Here is a 17,784-nt window from a genome sequence, read left to right on the forward strand (position 1 = left end):
AGAACCTGCCTGCGCCCTAGCCGCGGGCCAGCAGCAGTTGCGGCAGGAGCGTGGCGGCGGTGCCACGCAGCACCGCATGCGCGGCGCCATCCAGCTCGCTGGGCGCGGGGTTGAGCACCGCCACCCGGGCACCGGCCGCGCGCGCCTGGTGCGCCAGGCCGGCCGCCGGGTAGACCGCACCGGCCGTGCCCACGACCAGCATCAGGTCGCAACGCCCGGCTGCGTGCTGCGCGGCCTCGAGCGTTGCATACGGCAGGGCCTCCCCGAACCACACCACCCCGGGGCGCAGCAGGTTGCCGCAGCGGTCGCAATATGGCGGACGGCCCGCCACGGCGTGATCGACATGGCAGCAGTTGCGCGGCATATCCAGCCAGCGGTCCTGGAAGATGTCGCCGTGCAGGCACAGCACTCCGGCGCTGCCGGCACGCTGGTGCAGGCCATCGACGTTCTGGGTGATGAGCGTGAGGCGGCCAGGATCGCCGCGCTGAAAATCGGCCAGCGCAAAATGCCCCGCATTGGGCGCCACTCCCTGCAGCAGATCGCGCCGGTACTGGTACCAGTCCCACACGCGCTGGGGGTGGGCGCGGAAGCCCTCCTCGGTCGCCATGTCCTCGGGGCGGAACTGGGCCCAGTAGCCCGTCCGGGCGTCACGGAAGGTGGGCACCCCCGATTCCGCGCTCACGCCCGCCCCGGTCAGCACGGCGATGTGGCGGGCCTGCCGCACCCAGTCCTTCACGGTGTCCTGCAAGGCCCCTCCTGCGTCGTCCGGGCCGGCGCAGGAATCAGGAGCGTTGACGGAGCGCCTCATACAGGCACACGCCGCTGGCCACCGACACGTTCAGGCTCTCGACCGCGCCCTTCATGGGAATGCTCACCAGTTCGTCGCAGGTCTTGCGCGTGAGCTGGCGCATGCCATCGCCCTCGGCGCCCAGCACCAGGGCCACGGGGCCTTTCAGGTCCACCTGGTAGACCGTCTTGGGCGCATCGTCGCTGGTGCCGATGCACCAGATGTTGCGCTCCTTGAGCTCGCCCAGCGTGCGCGCCAGATTGGTGACCATGAAGTACGGCATGGTCTCGGCCGCGCCGCTGGCCACCTTGGCCACCGTGGCGTTGATGCCCACGGCATGGTCCTTGGGGGCGATGACGGCATGCGCGCCCGCGCCATCGGCCACGCGCAGGCAGGCGCCCAGGTTGTGCGGGTCGGTCACGCCGTCGAGCACCAGCAGCAAAGGCTGCTCGATGCCGGCGGCTTCCAGGTTCTCCAGCAGCTCATCCAGCGAGGTGACCTGGGCCACGGGCTCCACCCGCGCGGCCACGCCCTGGTGGCCGTGGCTGCCGGCCAGCTTGGCGATGCGCACGCTGTCGGCCTCGATCAGGCGGGCACCGGCTTCGCGGGCACGGTCGAGAAACTGGCGCATGCGGGCGTCGCGCCGCGTGGCTTCGTAGTAAATCTCGATGATGGATTTCGGCGCGGTCTTCAGACGCACGCCCACGGCGTGAAAGCCGAAGAGAACTTTGGGGCTGGACATGGCGTGATTATCCGTTGCACGTCATAGCTATCATTTTTATAGCTGCAGGCGCTTGCACTGCTTGCGCTTTAGTGCAAACAGCACTTGAACTCAAACGACCCGCCCGGCCTCGATGGTGATGCGCCGCTCGCACTGGTCGGCGATGGCCCGGTCGTGCGTGACCAGCACCAGGGTCGTGCCCTGTTCGCGGTTGAGGTCGAACATGAGCTTCATGATCGTCTCGCCGGTGGCGAAGTCCAGGCTGCCCGTGGGCTCGTCGGCCAGCAGCACCGCCGGCTGCACCACGAAGGCACGCGCCAGCGCCACGCGCTGCTGCTCGCCACCCGACAGCACCTTGGGGTAGTGCGCGAGGCGCTGCCCCAGGCCCACGCGGGCCAGCATGTCGGCGGCGGCCTTGCGCGCATCGCGCCGGTTGGCCAGCTCCAGCGGCAGCATCACGTTCTCCAGCGCGGTGAGGTTGCCCATGAGCTGAAAGCTCTGGAACACGAAGCCCACCTTCTGGGCGCGCAGCGCGGCGCGCGCATCCTCGTCGATGGCAAAGAGGTCGTGCCCGTCCAGGCGCACGGTGCCCCGCGTGGGGGTGTCCAGCCCCGCGATGATGGACAGCAAGGTGCTCTTGCCCGATCCCGAAGCCCCCACGATGGCTGCAGTTTCCCTGGAGGCCAGGCGGAAATCGATATCCCGCAGAATGTCGAGCGTTCCGGTGGAATCCGTCACCGACTTGAAGACATGCTCCACGGCAATAATGGGTGCCGCGGACGGCGCCGTGGCCGATGCCACGGGCGATGAGAGGGATTCGGACATGAAAGGCTCTTTACTTTGATTCGAGATCTGCATCGGCGCCACTTTATCCTGAGCGCCGCCACCGGCGCCGTGGTGGGGGCTTGCGCCCCCGCCGCCTGGGCCCAGGCCAGCGCGAAAGCCGCGGCCACGCCGCCTCGCCCTCCCCTCATCCTCGTGCTGGGAGACTCCCTGAGCGCCGAGTACGGGCTGGCGCGCGGCACGGGCTGGGTGGCCCTGCTGGAAAAGCAGCTCGCCCAGGACAAGCTGGCGGCCACCGTGGTCAACGCCAGCGTGAGCGGGGAGACCACCGCGGGCGGGCGCTCGCGGCTGGCAGCGCTGCTGGCGCAGCACAAGCCCAGCCATGTGGTGATTGAACTGGGCGGCAACGATGCCCTGCGCGGGCTGCCGCTCAAGAATACCGAAGAGAACCTGACGTGGATGACGCAGGCGGCGCAAAAGGCCGGCGCCAGGGTGCTGTTGGTGGGGATGCAGGTGCCGCCCAACTATGGCGCCGACTACGCGAACCGGTTTGCGGGCCTGTTCGCCACGGTCGCGCAGGCCCAGAAGGCCGCCGTGGTCCCCTTCTTCCTGAAGGGCGTGGCGGACGGGGCGGACCCGACCCGCCTGTTCCAGCCGGACCGCATCCACCCACGCGCCGAGGCGCATCCGCAGATGCTGGCCAACGTATGGCCGGAACTCAGGAAATTGCTGCGCTGAAATGGGCCCGGCGCCTCAGGCGCCGGTGGAATCCGCGGGCTGACCGGCAGGGGCATCCGCGCCCTCGGCCGGCTGGCCATCCGAGGGCTGGTCCCCCTGCGGGTCATCGGGCCGGCGCTGTGTTTTGGCCCTCAGCTTCTCTTCCTTTTTTTTCTTTTTGGCGAGTTCGCGCTGGCGTTTTTCGTATCCGTAGTTGGGTGTTGCCAAGGTAGTTGCTTCCTGAAGTAGAGGCTCACTGTAACAGCATGGTCTTTTTTCAGGCACATGCCGCAGCGGGCCGCAGTGGGGTTACTGATGCACGGTACGCATGCCAGCTGGCATGTCCCAGGACAGGGCCCGCCAGAAGCAGCCCAATGCCCCAGAACCAGAGCGAAACGGCCACCGCGGCGGTAATGATCGCCCCCCAGAGCAGCATCACGGCAGTGTTTTCCACCACCACGCGCATGCTCGTGATGCCGGCCGTGAGGGCGTCGGTGTCGCGGTCGAGGATCATGGGGATGGACACGACGGATGTGGAGAACACCAGTGCCGCGAACACGCCCCCGACCACGGCATAGACCGCGACGAAGCTCCAGTTCTGCGGGTTGAAGACCGCCTGCAGCACGCCCGTGGTCGATGGCATGCCGGTGTTGAAGAACACGGCGAACACCACCAGCGAGGCACGGCCCCACAGCAGCTCGAGCACCACGAGGACCAGCACCAGCATGCCCATGCTGCCCATGTGGCTGTCCCAGCAGGTGAGCGACTCGCTCAATGCCGGCGCCAGCCCCGCCTCGCGCCGCCGGCTGGTGTCATACAGCCCCATGGCCAGGAAAGGGCCCAGCAGCAGGCAGCCGCTGGCCAGGGACATCGTGTACTCCGGCCGGGTGCGAAAGACCCAGCCCAGCACCAGCGCCATGGCCCAGAAGCACGTGCCGTAGAACACGGCGATGCCGGGCGCGGCGCGCACGTCCCGCAGGCCCCTGGCGAGCCAGCGCAACGGGTCGGCCAGGCGAAGGCGCTGCAGGGTGACCTGCTGCGCGGCGCCGGTGTCGGCGGCCGTGGAGCCCGCGGGGCCTGCCGCGTCGGGGGCGGGCTTGGAAGAGGTGGCAGTCATGCCGCCACACTAAGCCCCCCGGCACCTGCACGCCACTGCGGAAACTACCACCCCCTGGCACGTCCGGCCAGGGTCAGGCCTCCGGGAAGGCCCGCTCCAGGGCCTGCTGCAGGTCCTGCCGAAGATCCTCCTCCGCTTCCAGCCCGATGGAAAACCGCACGAGCGTGCCGGGCTGGAGATGCGCCGTGGGACGGCTGCGCATGCTGGCAAGGTGGTAAGGCACCACCAGGCTCATCGGCCCGCCCCAGCTGTAGCCGAGCTTGAACAGGCGGAGGCTGTCGCAGAACACGTCCACCTGCTGCTGGGTGTGGCGCGCGTGGATCATCACGCTGAACAACCCGGCGGCCGTGCCCTCGCCGCCGTCGGCCGCACCACACAGCGCCTTCCAGTGGCCGTGGCCAGGCGCCCCCGCCAGCGCCGGGTGCAGGACCTGGGCCACGGCAGGCTGCTGCTGCATCCACTGCGCCAGGCCGCGGGCCGCCCTGTCATGGGCGCGGTAGCGCAAGCCAATGCTGGGCAAGGCGCGCAGCACGGCCTCGGCATCGTTGCCGCCCACTCCCAGGCCCAGCCGCATGTGGGTCAGCTTGATCTTCATGTGCAGGCCCGGGTCGCGCGTGATCACGCTGCCCATGAGCACGTCACCGCCGCCACTGGGGTATTTGGTGAGGGCATGGGCCGAGATGTCCACACCCAGGCCGCCGTCTCCGCTGAGATCGAAGGGCGCAAACGCCAGGCCCGCCCCCCAGGTGTTGTCCAGGGCGGTGATCACGCCACGGGCACGGCAGATGCGCACCTGCTCGCAGAGATCCGGAAACTCCATGGTGACCGAGCCCGGGGCCTCCAGCCAGACCAGCCGCGTGGCCGGCGTGATGCGGGCCGCCAGGTCGGCGGGGTCCAGCGGGTCGTACAGCCCATGGGAAACGCCGAAACGCGCGAGTTCGCCGTGGGCGAAATCCTTGCCGGGACCGTAGGCGTTGTCGGGTATCAGCACCTCATCGCCCGGCTTGAGCAAGGCCAGCCCCACGTTGGCGATGGCCGCCAGGCCGCTGGGCACCAGCACGCACTGCAGGCCCCCTTCCAGCGTGCACAGGCGCTCTTCGAGGATGAAGGTGGTGGGCGTGCCGTGCAGCCCGTAGGTATAGCCGCTCTTGTCCTTCCACTCGCGCGAGCGCATGGCCGCCACGTTGGGAAAGATGACGGTGGATGCCTTGTAGACCCCCGGCTGCGGGGCCGCGAACCCGCTGGGTGGCACGTAGCCGTGGTGGACGATGCGGGTGGCGGGATCGGTGTCGTGCTCTTTCATGCCAGCCATGGTAGCGCGCCGCCAGGGATACCCCTGGCGGCGCGTATGGCGTGCGGCGCGGCTACGGCGCGCTGGCAGGCGAATCAGCTGGCGGTCACGACCAGCTGGTTGTTGACCGAGGTCACCCCGCTCACGGCCTTGGCAATGGTTTCAGCGCGCTCACGGGCGACGGTGGAAGGCGCCGGGCCGTTCAAGGTCACGCGGCCGTTGACGGTGTTGACATTGATCTTGGCGGCGCTCAGATCGGGATCCTTGGCCAAGCTCGCATTGATCTGCGCGGTGATACCGGCGTCGTCGAGGAACACCATGCCCTTGCTGGCCGCTTCCTTGACGGAAGATTCTGCGTTCGCGGCGCTTTGCTCCACCTTGGTTTCGGCGTTCTGCATCGCGCTTTCTGCCTTGGCCCGGGCGTCGGCCGCTGCCTGCTCGGTCTTTTCGACGGCAGAGTCCAGGCGCTGGCCCACGGTGGGCTCCTCCTTCTTGCCGCAGGCCGACAGGCCCAGGGCCAGGGCGCTCACGGCTAGGATGGTGGCGATACGGTGCGAGGGACGCTGGGAAATCTTCAGGTTGTTCATGCGGAAACTCCTTGCGGTTGGTACATGGCGTGAATGTAATCGTTGTTGGGGTCACGGTGGGTCGGACGCCACCGAAGCGTCTGTAGGACGGTGCCGGTACGTCCCCCGGCAGGGGCGACAATGGATGCATGCTTGCTTTCCCCTCCTCGCTGACCCGTTGGCTTCCCTTTCTCTCCTGGCCCCGGCCCGACCGCGCCCTGCTCAAGGGGGAGTTCTGGGCCGGCATGACGGTGGGCCTGATGCTGGTGCCGCAGGGGGTCGCCTATGCGGCCCTGGCCGGCATGCCGCTCGTGACAGGCATTTATGCCTCGCTGATTCCCGCCCTGGTGGCGGTGCTGTTCAGTGCGTCCACCCGTCTGGGCGTGGGTCCCACGGCGCTCACCAGCCTGCTGATCGGCGCTTCGCTCACGGGCTTGGCCGAGCCGGGCAGCGCGCAATGGGTGGCCATGGCGGCATGGATCGCCCTGATGTCCGGACTGCTGCAGCTGGTGATGGGCATCGCGCGTTTTGGCTGGCTTCTGAACCTGGTGACATCCCCCGTGCTCAGTGGCTTCACGCAGGCGGCGGCCCTGTTGATCCTGGGCTCTCAGCTCGCGGCGCTCACGGGCCTGCGGTCGGACTGGAGCGCGCTGCTGTCCACGCCCTCGCCCGGCCTGTTTGACCTCGCCGCGGCCGCTTTTGGCCTGGGAAGCCTGGCATTGCTGACCCTGGCACGCCGCTGGCGGCCCAATTTCCCCGCCGCCATCGTCGTCGTGGGCGCTGCGGGCGCGCTGAGCTGGGCGCTGGGCTATGCGGACGCTGGTGGCGCCGTGGTGGGGGCGCTGCCTTCGGGGCTGCCCGCCCCCTACTGGCCCGGCGCCCTCCCCTGGTCGGGATTCGCCGCCCTGGTGATGCCGGTGCTGGTGGTCACGCTGGTGAGCTTTCTCGAAACCGCGTCCAGCGCCAAGGTGGAAAGCCAGCGCTCGGGCGAGCGCTGGAACGAAAACCAGGATCTGATTGGCCAGGGCCTGGCCAAGATCAGCAGCGGGCTGTGCGGCAGCTTTGCCACCAGCGCCTCGTTCTCGCGGTCGGCCATCAACCTGTACGCGGGCGCAAAAAGCGGCTGGGCCACCGTTTTTGCGATCGCGCTGGTGCTGGTGGTGCTGCTCTGGCTCACGCCGGCGCTCTACCACGTGCCGCAATCGGTGCTCGCGGCCGTAGTGGTGACCGCGGTGACCAGCCTCATCAAGCCTGGCACGCTGCTGCGGCTGTGGCGGGTATCGCGGGTGGAGGCGGTGATCGGCGGCGTCACCTTCGCACTGACGCTCGCCACGGCACCCAGGATGTACTGGGGAGTGCTGGTGGGATTGCTGATGAACCTGAGCCACTTCCTGTACCAGCGGCTGCATCCCCGCATCATCGAGGTGGGCCTGCACCCTGACGGCAGTCTGCGCGACCGGCACTTGTGGCATCTTCCCGCGCTCGCCCCTCGGCTGCTGGCGCTGCGCATGGATGCGGAACTCGATTTCGCCTCCGCCAGCGCGCTGGAGCGCCGCGTCACCGAACACCTGGCGGCCCACCCGGAGGTGGTGCACCTGTGCCTGCTGGCCCAGCCCATCAACCGCATCGACGTGACGGGCGTGGAGACCTTCGCCCACCTGCTGGCCCTGCTGCGGTCCCGCGGCGGCACGCTGCACCTGAGCGGCCTCAAGCTGCCCGTGGAGCGGGTGCTGCGCCAGGCGGGCCTGCTGGACGCCGGCGCCGGCCTGGCGATGTACCGCACCGATGCCGACGCCTTAATGGCGCTGCAGTTGTTGCCACCCTCGCCATTGCCCCCTTCTACGGCCCCCGCCCAAGGATAGCTTCGCGGGTTTCACCTAGACACAGGGCTGGCCCTCTTTTTGCTGACGCACTGGTACACTTCATAAACTCTCTTTGCTCCATTTGTGTCTGACTCTGCGGCCTCTTACCTTGTAGATCTGCGCGACCTTCGCCTGGATACTGCACACGCGCTGGTGGCTCAGGCCAGCGGCAGCGAAGCTGCATTGCACCGCGAGGTGCCTTCGCGCTACCTGCAGGGCCTGATCGACGGCCTGTGCGAGCTGTCCCTCAAGGACCCGCTCACCGGCCTGGCCAATCGCCGGCATTTCCGGGCGGTGCTCGAGCGCGAAATCGACCGCGTCACGCGCTCCGGCGAGGCCGCGCTGCTGCTCATGCTCGATATCGACCACTTCAAGAAGGTGAACGACACGCATGGCCATCTGGCCGGCGACATCGTGCTGCAGTCGGTGGCCCGCACGCTCAATGCCTGTGTGCGCCCCATGGACACGCTGGCACGCTATGGCGGCGAAGAGTTCGCGGTGGTGCTGCCCGCATGCCAGGCAGGGTTTGGCCGCGTGGTGGCCGAGCGCATCCGGCGCGCCGTGGCCAACACGCCCATCCGGGTTTCCAGCACGGTGGAGCTCAACGTGTCGGTGAGCATAGGCGGCGCCTTCGCCATGCAGTGGATCCGTTCGACCACGCTGCTGTGGACGGACCGTGCCGACCACCAGCTCTACCAGGCCAAGGCCGAAGGCCGCAACCGCGTCAGCATCGAGGAGCAACCCGACAGCACGGTCAGTGCCGAAGAGAAAAGCCTGTTGTTCGGACCGCTCTACACCCCCTCGGGCTGGGGCGATCTGCCCCCGCTGGACCCAACAGGCAGCGCCTACTGAAAGTTAGAAGATGAGCGACGCGCTGTCCCCCTCCCCACCCACATCGCCAGCAGTTCCTGCCGGCCCGGCCACGCCCCACGCTCCCGCCCCCGGGGGCGCCCGCATCATTGCGGTCACGAGCGGCAAGGGCGGGGTGGGCAAGACCTTTGTTTCTGCCAACCTGGCCGCCGCCCTGACCCGCCGCGGCCAGCGTGTGCTGGTGCTCGATGCCGACCTGGGCCTGGCCAACCTCGACGTGGTGCTGAACCTGCACCCGAAAATCACGCTGCACGATGTCTTCACCGGCAAGGCCACGCTGGACGAAGCCGTGATCCAGGCGCCCGGCGGCTTCAACGTTCTGCTGGCGGGATCGGGGATGGTCGAGTATTCGCGCCTGACGCCCGAGGTGCGCAACCAGTTCCTGAGCGTGATCCAGGCGCTCACGCCCCAGTACGACGTGGTGCTGCTCGACACCGGCGCCGGGATCTCCGACGTGGTGCTGTTCTCCATTTCGCTCGCCTCCGAGGTGCTGATCGTGGCAACGCCCGAACCCACCTCGCTGACCGACGCCTATGCGGCCATCAAGGTGCTGGCCATGCAGCAAAAGCGCCAGCACGTGCGCATGGTCATCAACCAGGCCGCGCGCCCGGGCGATGGCCGTGCCATCACCAGCCAGCTGCAACAGGTGCTGGACCGCTTTGTGAGCACCGAGTCGGGCCGCCCCATGCGCCTCATCCACATGGGCGACATCCCGGCCGACCCTTCCGTGCGCGACGCCGTGATGCGCCGCCAGCTGCTGTTGCTGCAGACCCCGGGCTGCCCCGCGGCCCTGGCCATTGCCCAGCTGGCCAACAAGATCGAAACCACGCTGCTGACGCCCGCCCCCTGAGCAGCCCGCGGGCTGCTGCGGGCCCCGGGCTGCACGGCGGCGGCCCGCGCGGAAGGCGAAGCGCAGCGGCCCCATTGCGCTGCCTTGCCGTGAATCCCATGGACAACATCCTCAATATCTCCTGCTACAAGTTCGTGCCCCTGCCCGACGCGGCGGCGCTGCGCGACCTGCTGCAAGCGCGCGCCACCGCGGCGGACCTCAAGGGCACCATCCTGCTGGCAGGCGAAGGCATCAACTTCTTCCTGGCGGGGCCTGCGGACGCGGTGCGCGGGTTCGTGGATGCGCTGCGCACCGATGCGCGCTTCGCCGACCTCGACCCCAAGGAAAGCTGGTCGGCCACGGTGCCGTTTCGCAAGATGCTGGTGAAGGTCAAGCGCGAGATCATCCGCATGGACCATCCCGCCATCCAGCCCGCGGAGGGCCGCGCGCCCTCCGTGGCCCCGGCCACGCTGCGCCGCTGGCTGGAGCAGGGACACGACGACGAGGGCCGCGAAGTGGTCACGCTCGACACGCGCAATGCCTTCGAGGTGGACCACGGCACCTTCGACAACGCGATTGACTGGCGCATCGGCAAGTTCACCGAATTCCCCCCCGCCCTGCGCGCGCACAAGGATGCGCTGCAGGACAAGACCGTGGTGAGCTTCTGCACGGGCGGCATCCGCTGCGAGAAGGCAGCCATCCTCATGCGCGAGGAAGGCCTCTCCCATGTCTATCAGCTCGAAGGCGGCATCCTCAAGTATTTCGAGTTGACCGATGGCGCCCACTACCGCGGTGGCTGCTTTGTGTTCGACGAACGCGCGGTGCTGGCCAGCGACCTGTCGGCGGCCGAAGAATCAAAAAACTGAGCAACCAGCGCTTGCTGGACAAGCGCTGTCACCTTGTTTGGCTTGAAAATTCAGCAAGCAGCCATGCGGGGCCACCGCCTCGCATGAACGGGCAGGGGCCTTCGCCAAGGTGGCTGCCTACTTGGTGAAGCGGCGCTCGGGCAGCGGTATCCACTCCACCTCGCCGGGCACCTGGCCCAGGGCCTGCGCATCCCAGTCGTCCGCCGCCTGCACGATGCGCTCCTTGCGGCTGGAGACGAAGTTCCACCACATGTGGCGCGGCGCATCGAGGGCATCGCCGCCGATCACCATGAGGCGCGCAGCGGCCTCGCCGGGCACGGACAGGCGCATGCCCTGGCCCGGCTCCACCACGGCGAGCAGTTGCGCACCCAGGGTTTCGCCATCGAGCTGCACGGGGTTGTCCACCGTGTACACCGCCATCTCCTGGGCCAGCGCCGGGATTTCCAGCGTGGCGCCCCCGGGCAGCTGCACGTCGAGATACAGCGTGGGGGAATAGGTCGCCACCGGGGAGGTCTGCCCAAACGCGGTGCCGATGAGCACGCGCACCGTCGCGTCCCCCACGCGCACCTCGGGGATGGTGGCCGCCGGCGTGTGCACGAACGACGGCTCCGCCTCCTCGTGCGCCGTGGGCAGGGCCGCCCACAGCTGGATGCCGTGGTTCACGTAGGCCGTGTCCGCCAGGCTTTCCGGGCGCCGCTCGGAATGCACGATGCCCCGGCCGGCCGTCATCCAGTTGATGGCGCCAGGCTCGATCTGCTGCACGTATCCCAGGCTGTCGCGGTGCATGATGGCGCCGGAAAACAGATAGGTCACGGTGGCCAGCCCGATGTGCGGATGGGGACGCACGTCGTGGCTGTCTCCCGGCACCACGGTCACGGGGCCGAAGTGGTCGAAGAACAGGAACGGCCCGACCGCCTGGCGCTGCACGGCGGGCAGCAGGCGGCGCACGGTGAAGCCGCCGCCCAGGTCCTTGGCGTGGCCCTTGAGTTGCAGGATCGGCCCGCTCATGGCATGCGCTCCGCCGAGGTGCTGATCTCCGTCGTCACGGTGGTCATGAGCTTGTGCACCGGGCATTTCTGCGCAACGGTTTCCAGCTCGCTGATCTGTGCGTCGGTCAGGTCGCCGCTGATCTGCAGCCGCGCCGAAAGGCGGTAGGTGCCGGCACGCTCGGCCGAGGCGTCGCGTTCGATCACGGTGTGCACGTCCTGCACGGGCAGGCCCTTGCGGCGCGCGTACCACAGCACGGTGAGCGCCTTGCAGGCGCCCAGCGCCGCGTCGTACAGGTCATGCGGGTTCGGGCCGCTGTCGGCGCCGCCCTCTTGCACGCTGCCGTCGGCCACGAATTCGTGGCCGCGGATGTGCACGGCCTGGGCCATCGGCGCACCGGGGATGCGCCGCAGTTCGATGGTCATGGGAGCTTCTCCTTTGTTCTCGTGCGGGCCACTGTAGCGTGAAGCGCGCGCTCAGCGGGCCCAGCGCAGGGCCGCGGCCGCCACGCGTTCGCCGAACTGGCGGCCGGTCGCCAGGTCGCCCGGGAACATCTCGGCGGCCGAGGCGTCCGATGGCGACTGCGCCATGGCGCCGCTGAAGGAGCCGATCCAGTTCACGTCCTGGCGCGTGGCGGCCTTGGAGTTGGCAGGCATCATGCCGTTGCCCACCCAAAGGCCCCCATGCTGCATGGCCAGGTGGAACAGGTAGTCCAGCGTGACCTGCTTGTCGCCGTTGGTGCTGGCGCTGTTGGTGAAGCCGGCGAAGAGCTTGTCCTTCCACGCCTGGCTGAACCAGGGCTTGGACGAGGCATCGGCGAATTTCTTGAACTGCCAGCTCGGCCCCGCCATGTAGGTGGGCGAACCGAAAATGATGGCGCTGGCGCCGGCCAGCGTGTCCCAGCCTCCCTCGGGCAGGTTGCCGTCCGCATCGATCGCGACAAGCTCGGCGCCCGCGCCTTCGGCCACGGCCTGGGCCAGGCGCTGGGTGTGGCCGTAGCCCGAATGGTAAACAACGGCGATGTGTGCCATGAAGAAACTCCTGATGGGGAAGCAAGCAGTGAATGAAAACAGGTGGAGATCAGAAAAGCAGGCGCGGCGCAAGGGCGTGCATGGGCTGCGCTGCCCGCGCACGCCGCCGCCGTAGCGGCCCGGCCCCGTCAGCGCAGTTCAGCGCGCACCGCGCCGGGCGTCCAGGCTCCAGCCGCCCGCGCCAAACGCGACGAGGGCCAGCAGGCCGCCGCTGATGGCGACGTTCTTGAAGAACATGAGCTGCTGCATCATCTGCTTGTCGGCGGGCAGGCTCCAGTACGCGTGGAAGAAAAAGCTGGCCACCAGCGTGAAGAGCGCCAGCGCGAGGGCCGCAAAGCGCGTGCCAAGGCCGAAGATGAGCGCCAGGCTGCCCAGCACCTCGACGGCCGCGGCCACGGCGGCAGCGACGGTCGGCATGGGCAGCCCCACCGAACCGATGTAGCCCACGGTACCGGCAAAGCCGGTGATCTTGCCGATGCCCGCGGGCAGGAACAGGGCCGCCAGCAGCAGGCGGGACGCCAGGGCCAGGGGATTTTGCAGGGATGTGAACATGGTGAACTCCTGGAGAAGTGGTTGCGAAAAGAACGTCAGGTAACTATCAGGCGGCCAGATCAAACACCAGCACCTCGGCATCGTGGCCATGGGTCAACGACAAGGCGGTTTCGTTCTCGATCAGCGCGGCGTCGCCGCCCGACAGAGCATTTCCATTCACCGTGAGCCCGCCACGCACAAGGTGCACGTAGGCCTTGCGCGCCGGGTTCAGGGCCAGTGTGACGGCCTCGCCGGCATTGAGCAAGCCGGCGTACAGGGACGCGTCGGCGTGGATCGTGACCGAGCCGTGCGCGCCGTCGGGCGAGGCCACCAGGCACAGCGCGCCCCGCTTGCTCGCCTCGGCAAAGGTCTTTTGCTCATAGCTTGGCGGGATGCCGCGCACGTTCGGCTCGATCCATATCTGCAGGAAGTGCGTCGTCTGTCCCGGCGCATGGTTGAACTCGCTGTGCATCACGCCCGAACCCGCGCTCATGCGCTGCACGTCGCCCGGCGGAATGCCCAGGATGTTGCCCATGCTGTCCTTGTGGGCCAGTTCGCCCGACAGCACGTAGCTGATGATTTCCATGTCCCGGTGGCCGTGCGTGCCGAACCCCGTGCCCGGCGCAATGCGGTCTTCGTTGATGACACGCAGGTTGCCAAAGCCCATGTGGGCCGGATCGTAGTAGCCGGCGAACGAGAAGCTGTGGAACGAATGGAGCCACCCATGGTCGGCATGGCCCCGGTCTTGTGATTTGCGAACAGTCAGCATGGCGCGTGCTCCTTTCAAGCCCCCACTGTAGAACCCGGGTCCAGCACGCAGGGGCTGCCAGATTGATGGAACCGTTCAAATAATCTGAATTAACATGGCGCCACCATGCAAAATGCCCGTGATGTCCTGACCCCTGACGCATTGACCATGCTGCAGGTGATCGCCGAGGCGGGCAGTTTCGCCGCCGCCGCCCGGCAGCTCGGCCTGGTGCCCAGCGCCCTCACCTACCGCGTGCGCCAGATCGAGGACGCGCTGGATGTGCTGCTGTTCGACCGCAGCGCCCGACAGGCCAAGCCCACAGAGGCGGGCGTCGAACTGCTGCGCGAAGGCGCGCGCCTGCTGCAGGACATCGATGCCGTGGCCCACCGGGTGCGCCGCGTGGCCACCGGCTGGGAGCCGCAGCTCACCATTTCGGTCGATGGCGCGATCTCGCCGCACACCATGCTGGAGCTGGTGGACGCGTTCTACGCCATGGCCCCGCCCACCCGGCTGAAACTGCGCGACGGCATCATGACCGGCACCCTGGAGGCCCTGACCTCGGGCCGGGCCGACCTGGCCATCGGCGTGTCGGTCGCCGGCGCCAACGTGGCCGGCCTGCAGCAGGCGCCCCTGGGGGACCTGCTGTTCATCTACGTGGTGGCGCCGCACCACCCGCTGGCCTCCGCGCCCGAGCCCATCACCGACGCCATGCTGCTGCAGCACCGCGCCGTGGCGGTGGCCGATTCGGCCACGCGCGGCGGCGCCACCATGGGCCTGCTGGGCGGACAGGACGTGCTCACCGTGGACACCATGCAGGCCAAGGTGCGCGTGCAGCTGCGCGGCCTGGGCGGCGGCTTCCTGCCCGAACCCATGGTGCGCCCGTACCTCGAGGCCGGCAGGCTGGTGGCGCGCCGCGTGGCGCGCCCCGAACGCAACGTCCGCGTGCACTACGCCTGGGGCGGCCCGGGCTTCACGGCCCCCGGCCGCGCGCTGCAATGGTGGCTCCATCAGCTGCAAAGCCCCGCCACCCGCCGCGCTCTGCTGGAAAACCACCATCATTTCTGATCCGGCGCACACGCCCACGCGCCGCAGCGCGTGTAGAGTGGTTCCTGTTGCATGGCATTTGCGCTCACGCGCGCAGGGCCGTGTATTTCACCTGCCGACCGTCATCGAAAGGCCTTCCATGAGCAACCCCGTTCCACGCCCCGCCAAACGGCACCGACGCACCGCAGCCTCCGGGCCATCCGCCTCCGTGCCGGCCACGGACGCGGCGCCCACCACGTATTCGGGGGCCGCGCAGCGGCACTTCGCCATCATCGGCGCCGGCATGGCGGGCATTGCCTGCGCCCGCACGCTGGTGCAGGCAGGGCACCGCGTGACGGTGTTCGAGAAATCGGCGCAGGCCGGCGGCCGCACCGCCACCATCGACAGCCCGTTCGGCAACTTTGACGCGGGCGCGCAGTACTTCACCGTGCGCGATCCGCGCTTCGCGCGCGCCATCGACACCGTGCCCGGCATCTGCAAGCGCTGGAGCGCCAATTCCGTGCAGGTGCTCGACGCCACCGGCCGCGTGGCCGCCGCCGGCCTGCCCCATCGCGAGGCGCACTGGGTGGCCAGCCCGGGCATGCAGTCGCTGGTGGCCACCTGGGCCGAGCCGCTGCGCCAGGCAGGCCAGCTGGTCACCGGCACGCGCGTGGTCCGCATCGAACGCGACTCCGTGAATGCCCCCGGCTGGCAGCTTCGCACCGAAGGCCCGGGCGGCACCCAGCGCGTCTACGCGGGTTTTGACGCCGTGCTGCTCGCGCAGCCGTCGGTGCCCGCCCAGGCGCTCCTGGCCAGCTCGGCGCTGGACACGCCGCTCACCGAAGCGCTTTCCACCGTCGCCATCGCCCCCTGCTGGACGCTCATGCTGGCCTACCCCCAGGCCGTGCGCCCCGGGCTCACCACGCTGGGCCCGCAATGGAACGCAGCGCGCAGCACCCACCACCGGATTGCCTGGCTGGCGCGCGAATCGTCCAAGCCCGGCCGCAACGTGATCGAGCGCTGGACGGTCCAGGCCAGCCCGGCCTGGTCCGCCGAGCACCTGGAAGACGACGAAGGCCGCGTGCAAGCCAAGCTCATCAAGGCGTTCGCCGAGGTCACCGGCATCCGGGCCGAACCCGCCCATGCCGACACGCGCCGCTGGCGCTACGCGCAAACCACGCACCCGCTGGGCCGCAGCCACCTGTGGGACGCGGGCATGGGCCTGGGCGCCTGCGGCGACTGGTGCCTGGGCCACCGGGTGGAGGATGCCTTCGTGTCGGGCCTGGAGCTGGCACTCGCGGTGGCATGACGGCGGGCGTGGCCGCGGGGCCCCGCTACACCGGCCGGTTCGCGCCCTCTCCCACGGGCCCGCTGCACGCGGGCTCGCTGGTGGCCGCACTGGCCAGCTGGCTCGACGCCCAGGCCCACGAGGGGCGCTGGCTGGTGCGCATCGAGGACGTGGACACGCCACGCTGCGTGGACGGCGCCGGTGAGTTCATCCTGCGGCAGCTGGCCACCTGCGGCCTGGTGCCCGATGCGCCGCCAGTCTGGCAATCCACCCGCGGCGCGCTGTACCAGCGGGCGCTGGACCAGTTGATCGCGCAGCACCATGCCTACCCCTGCGCCTGCTCGCGCAAGGACATCGAAGAAGCCCAGGCGGCCCTGGGCCATGCACGCGAGCGGCATGCGGCACTCCCCTACCCCGGCACCTGCCGCCACGGCCTGCACGGGCGCACCGGCCGCTCCTGGCGCTTCAATGCCACAGAGTTTCAGCCAGATCAGGCCCTGGCGCATACGGATCAATCGCGAGCAGCTACATATTCGATAGCATCGGGCATCCTCGACTGGCAGGACCGCCGCCTGGGCACACAGCGGCAGGACGTTGCCCATGCCGTGGGCGACTTCGTGCTGCGCCGGGCCGACGGGCTCTGGGCCTACCAGCTCGCGGTCGTCGTGGACGATGCGGACCAGGGCATGACCCATGTCGTGCGCGGCGAGGACCTGGCCGACAACACGCCCCGGCAGATCCTGCTGCAGCAGGCCCTGGGCGTGCCCACGCCCCGCTACCTGCACACGCCGCTGGTGTGCGGCGAGAACGGCGAAAAGCTGTCCAAGCAGAACGGGGCCCGGGCGCTGGAGCTGGCCGTCCCCCTGCAGGCACTGGCCGGGGCCGCGCAGGTGCTGGGCCTGCCGCCGCTGACAGATCCGAACACCCGTTGCATCTCGGATGCGCTGACCCTCTGGGTGGCAGCGTGGCGACGAAACTACAATGTCGCACCGTGACCGAACTGACCCACAACGCCTCCACCCCCGCCGCCGCGCCAGCCGCGCCCTCTGCGGCCTCCACGACAACTGGTGGAGCCCCCGCCGGCGTGAGCCATCCCAAGACCATCAAGAGCTTCGTGCGCCGCGCCGGCCGCACCACGACGGGCCAGGCCAAGGCCTTTGAAGACCTGGGGCCCCGCTTCATCCTGCCCTATGCGCCCGCGCCGCTGGATGCCACCGCGGCCTTTGGCCGCACGGCCCCGCTGGTGCTGGAGATCGGGTTCGGCATGGGCGAGGCCACGGCCCATATCGCCGGGGTCCGCCCGGACGACAACTTCCTGTGCTGCGAAGTGCACGAACCCGGCGTGGGCGCCCTGCTCAAGCGCATCGGCGAGCAGGGGCTGACCAACATCCGCATCCTGCAGCACGATGCCGTGGAGGTGATCGACCACATGCTGCCCGAAGGCAGCCTGGATGGCGTGCACATCTTCTTCCCCGACCCCTGGCACAAGAAGAAACACAACAAGCGCCGCCTGATCCAGGCGCCCCTGGTGGCCAAGCTGGCCGCGCGGCTGAAGCCCGGCGGCTACCTGCATTGCGCCACGGACTGGCAGCCCTATGCCGAGCAGATGCTGCAGGTACTGGCCGCCGAGCCCCGGCTCCAGAACACCGCCACGGGCTTCGCCCCGCAACCCGGCTACCGGCCCCTCACCAAGTTCGAGAACCGCGGCCTGCGGCTGGGGCACGGTGTGTGGGATGTTGTGTTCGTGCGACGCCATTGACAACATGA

Annotated in this window: 21 protein-coding genes; 9 read left to right on the forward strand and 12 right to left on the reverse strand. The window is 68.9% G+C overall.

Annotated elements, in window-relative coordinates:
- Positions 1–16: 16 nt before the first annotated feature.
- The 3 genes from AC1RVY_RS03475 to AC1RVY_RS03485 form a co-directional block, all read right to left on the reverse strand.
- Complete coding sequence (locus AC1RVY_RS03475; RefSeq protein ID WP_492805310.1) at positions 17–748, reverse strand: SIR2 family NAD-dependent protein deacylase; 732 nt, start codon at positions 746–748, stop codon at positions 17–19.
- Between the two features lie 34 nt (positions 749–782).
- Complete coding sequence (gene rlmB / locus AC1RVY_RS03480; RefSeq protein ID WP_218295147.1) at positions 783–1,529, reverse strand: 23S rRNA (guanosine(2251)-2'-O)-methyltransferase RlmB; 747 nt, start codon at positions 1,527–1,529, stop codon at positions 783–785.
- A gap of 90 nt (positions 1,530–1,619) precedes the next feature.
- Positions 1,620–2,333 (reverse strand): ABC transporter ATP-binding protein, encoded by a 714-nt coding sequence (locus AC1RVY_RS03485; RefSeq protein ID WP_218295148.1) that lies wholly within the window; start codon positions 2,331–2,333, stop codon positions 1,620–1,622.
- Positions 2,334–2,348: 15 nt separating this feature from the next.
- Between AC1RVY_RS03485 and AC1RVY_RS03490 the strand changes: the two genes are divergently transcribed.
- The gene (locus AC1RVY_RS03490; protein WP_492805312.1) at positions 2,349–3,029 is read left to right on the forward strand and encodes an arylesterase; all 681 of its coding nucleotides are present in this window, start codon (positions 2,349–2,351) and stop codon (positions 3,027–3,029) included.
- A gap of 15 nt (positions 3,030–3,044) precedes the next feature.
- Here the strand turns inward: AC1RVY_RS03490 and AC1RVY_RS03495 are convergent, their stop codons facing one another.
- From AC1RVY_RS03495 to AC1RVY_RS03510, 4 genes are all read right to left on the reverse strand, one after another.
- Positions 3,045–3,236: a hypothetical protein gene (locus AC1RVY_RS03495; RefSeq protein ID WP_218295150.1), complete on the reverse strand. Its 192-nt coding sequence runs from the start codon at positions 3,234–3,236 to the stop codon at positions 3,045–3,047.
- Between the two features lie 49 nt (positions 3,237–3,285).
- Positions 3,286–4,125, reverse strand: coding sequence for a DUF2189 domain-containing protein (locus tag AC1RVY_RS03500; protein WP_492245311.1), 840 nt, complete (start codon positions 4,123–4,125; stop codon positions 3,286–3,288).
- Between the two features lie 73 nt (positions 4,126–4,198).
- On the reverse strand, positions 4,199–5,437 hold the full coding sequence (locus AC1RVY_RS03505; protein ID WP_492805315.1) for a PLP-dependent transferase: 1,239 nt from the start codon (positions 5,435–5,437) through the stop codon (positions 4,199–4,201).
- Positions 5,438–5,511: 74 nt separating this feature from the next.
- Positions 5,512–6,003 (reverse strand): BON domain-containing protein, encoded by a 492-nt coding sequence (locus AC1RVY_RS03510; protein ID WP_369642378.1) that lies wholly within the window; start codon positions 6,001–6,003, stop codon positions 5,512–5,514.
- Between the two features lie 128 nt (positions 6,004–6,131).
- Between AC1RVY_RS03510 and AC1RVY_RS03515 the strand changes: the two genes are divergently transcribed.
- The 4 genes from AC1RVY_RS03515 (at position 6,132) to AC1RVY_RS03530 (ending at position 10,409) form a co-directional block, all read left to right on the forward strand.
- Complete coding sequence (locus AC1RVY_RS03515; RefSeq protein WP_492805317.1) at positions 6,132–7,844, forward strand: SulP family inorganic anion transporter; 1,713 nt, start codon at positions 6,132–6,134, stop codon at positions 7,842–7,844.
- 84 nt (positions 7,845–7,928) lie between these two features.
- A complete protein-coding gene (locus AC1RVY_RS03520) occupies positions 7,929–8,696 on the forward strand; it encodes a GGDEF domain-containing protein (protein WP_218295155.1) in 768 nt (255 codons plus the stop codon).
- Between the two features lie 10 nt (positions 8,697–8,706).
- Positions 8,707–9,564, forward strand: a complete 858-nt coding sequence (locus AC1RVY_RS03525) for a MinD/ParA family protein (RefSeq protein ID WP_218295156.1) — start codon at positions 8,707–8,709, stop codon at positions 9,562–9,564.
- 98 nt (positions 9,565–9,662) lie between these two features.
- The gene (locus tag AC1RVY_RS03530) at positions 9,663–10,409 is read left to right on the forward strand and encodes a sulfurtransferase (protein WP_492805319.1); all 747 of its coding nucleotides are present in this window, start codon (positions 9,663–9,665) and stop codon (positions 10,407–10,409) included.
- A gap of 117 nt (positions 10,410–10,526) precedes the next feature.
- On the opposite strand, the gene AC1RVY_RS03535 is transcribed toward AC1RVY_RS03530, so the two are convergent.
- From AC1RVY_RS03535 to AC1RVY_RS03555, 5 genes are all read right to left on the reverse strand, one after another.
- The gene (locus AC1RVY_RS03535) at positions 10,527–11,417 is read right to left on the reverse strand and encodes a pirin family protein (RefSeq protein ID WP_492805321.1); all 891 of its coding nucleotides are present in this window, start codon (positions 11,415–11,417) and stop codon (positions 10,527–10,529) included.
- Positions 11,414–11,821, reverse strand: coding sequence for an OsmC family protein (locus tag AC1RVY_RS03540; RefSeq protein ID WP_492805323.1), 408 nt, complete (start codon positions 11,819–11,821; stop codon positions 11,414–11,416). The genes AC1RVY_RS03535 and AC1RVY_RS03540 overlap by 4 nt, the downstream gene beginning before the upstream one ends.
- Before the next feature lie 51 nt (positions 11,822–11,872).
- Positions 11,873–12,427 (reverse strand): flavodoxin family protein, encoded by a 555-nt coding sequence (locus AC1RVY_RS03545; RefSeq protein WP_218295160.1) that lies wholly within the window; start codon positions 12,425–12,427, stop codon positions 11,873–11,875.
- Positions 12,428–12,565: 138 nt separating this feature from the next.
- Positions 12,566–12,979 carry a DoxX family protein gene (locus AC1RVY_RS03550; protein ID WP_218295161.1) on the reverse strand — a complete coding sequence of 138 codons (414 nt, stop codon included), beginning with the start codon at positions 12,977–12,979 and terminating at the stop codon, positions 12,566–12,568.
- 46 nt (positions 12,980–13,025) lie between these two features.
- Complete coding sequence (locus AC1RVY_RS03555; RefSeq protein ID WP_218338685.1) at positions 13,026–13,727, reverse strand: pirin family protein; 702 nt, start codon at positions 13,725–13,727, stop codon at positions 13,026–13,028.
- 105 nt (positions 13,728–13,832) lie between these two features.
- Here AC1RVY_RS03555 and AC1RVY_RS03560 point away from each other — a divergent pair, with 105 nt between their 5' ends.
- The 4 genes from AC1RVY_RS03560 (at position 13,833) to trmB (ending at position 17,776) form a co-directional block, all read left to right on the forward strand.
- On the forward strand, positions 13,833–14,771 hold the full coding sequence (locus AC1RVY_RS03560; RefSeq protein ID WP_218295163.1) for a LysR family transcriptional regulator: 939 nt from the start codon (positions 13,833–13,835) through the stop codon (positions 14,769–14,771).
- A 118-nt stretch (positions 14,772–14,889) separates the two neighbouring features.
- Positions 14,890–16,038 (forward strand): NAD(P)/FAD-dependent oxidoreductase, encoded by a 1,149-nt coding sequence (locus AC1RVY_RS03565; RefSeq protein WP_255590813.1) that lies wholly within the window; start codon positions 14,890–14,892, stop codon positions 16,036–16,038.
- Positions 16,035–17,012 carry a tRNA glutamyl-Q(34) synthetase GluQRS gene (gene gluQRS / locus AC1RVY_RS03570; protein WP_492805325.1) on the forward strand — a complete coding sequence of 326 codons (978 nt, stop codon included), beginning with the start codon at positions 16,035–16,037 and terminating at the stop codon, positions 17,010–17,012. The genes AC1RVY_RS03565 and gluQRS overlap by 4 nt, the downstream gene beginning before the upstream one ends.
- Complete coding sequence (trmB, locus tag AC1RVY_RS03575; protein ID WP_492805326.1) at positions 17,009–17,776, forward strand: tRNA (guanosine(46)-N7)-methyltransferase TrmB; 768 nt, start codon at positions 17,009–17,011, stop codon at positions 17,774–17,776. The genes gluQRS and trmB overlap by 4 nt, the downstream gene beginning before the upstream one ends.
- Positions 17,777–17,784 lie beyond the last annotated feature (8 nt).

It is taken from the genome of Acidovorax sp. GW821-FHT11A03, from assembly GCF_058809075.1.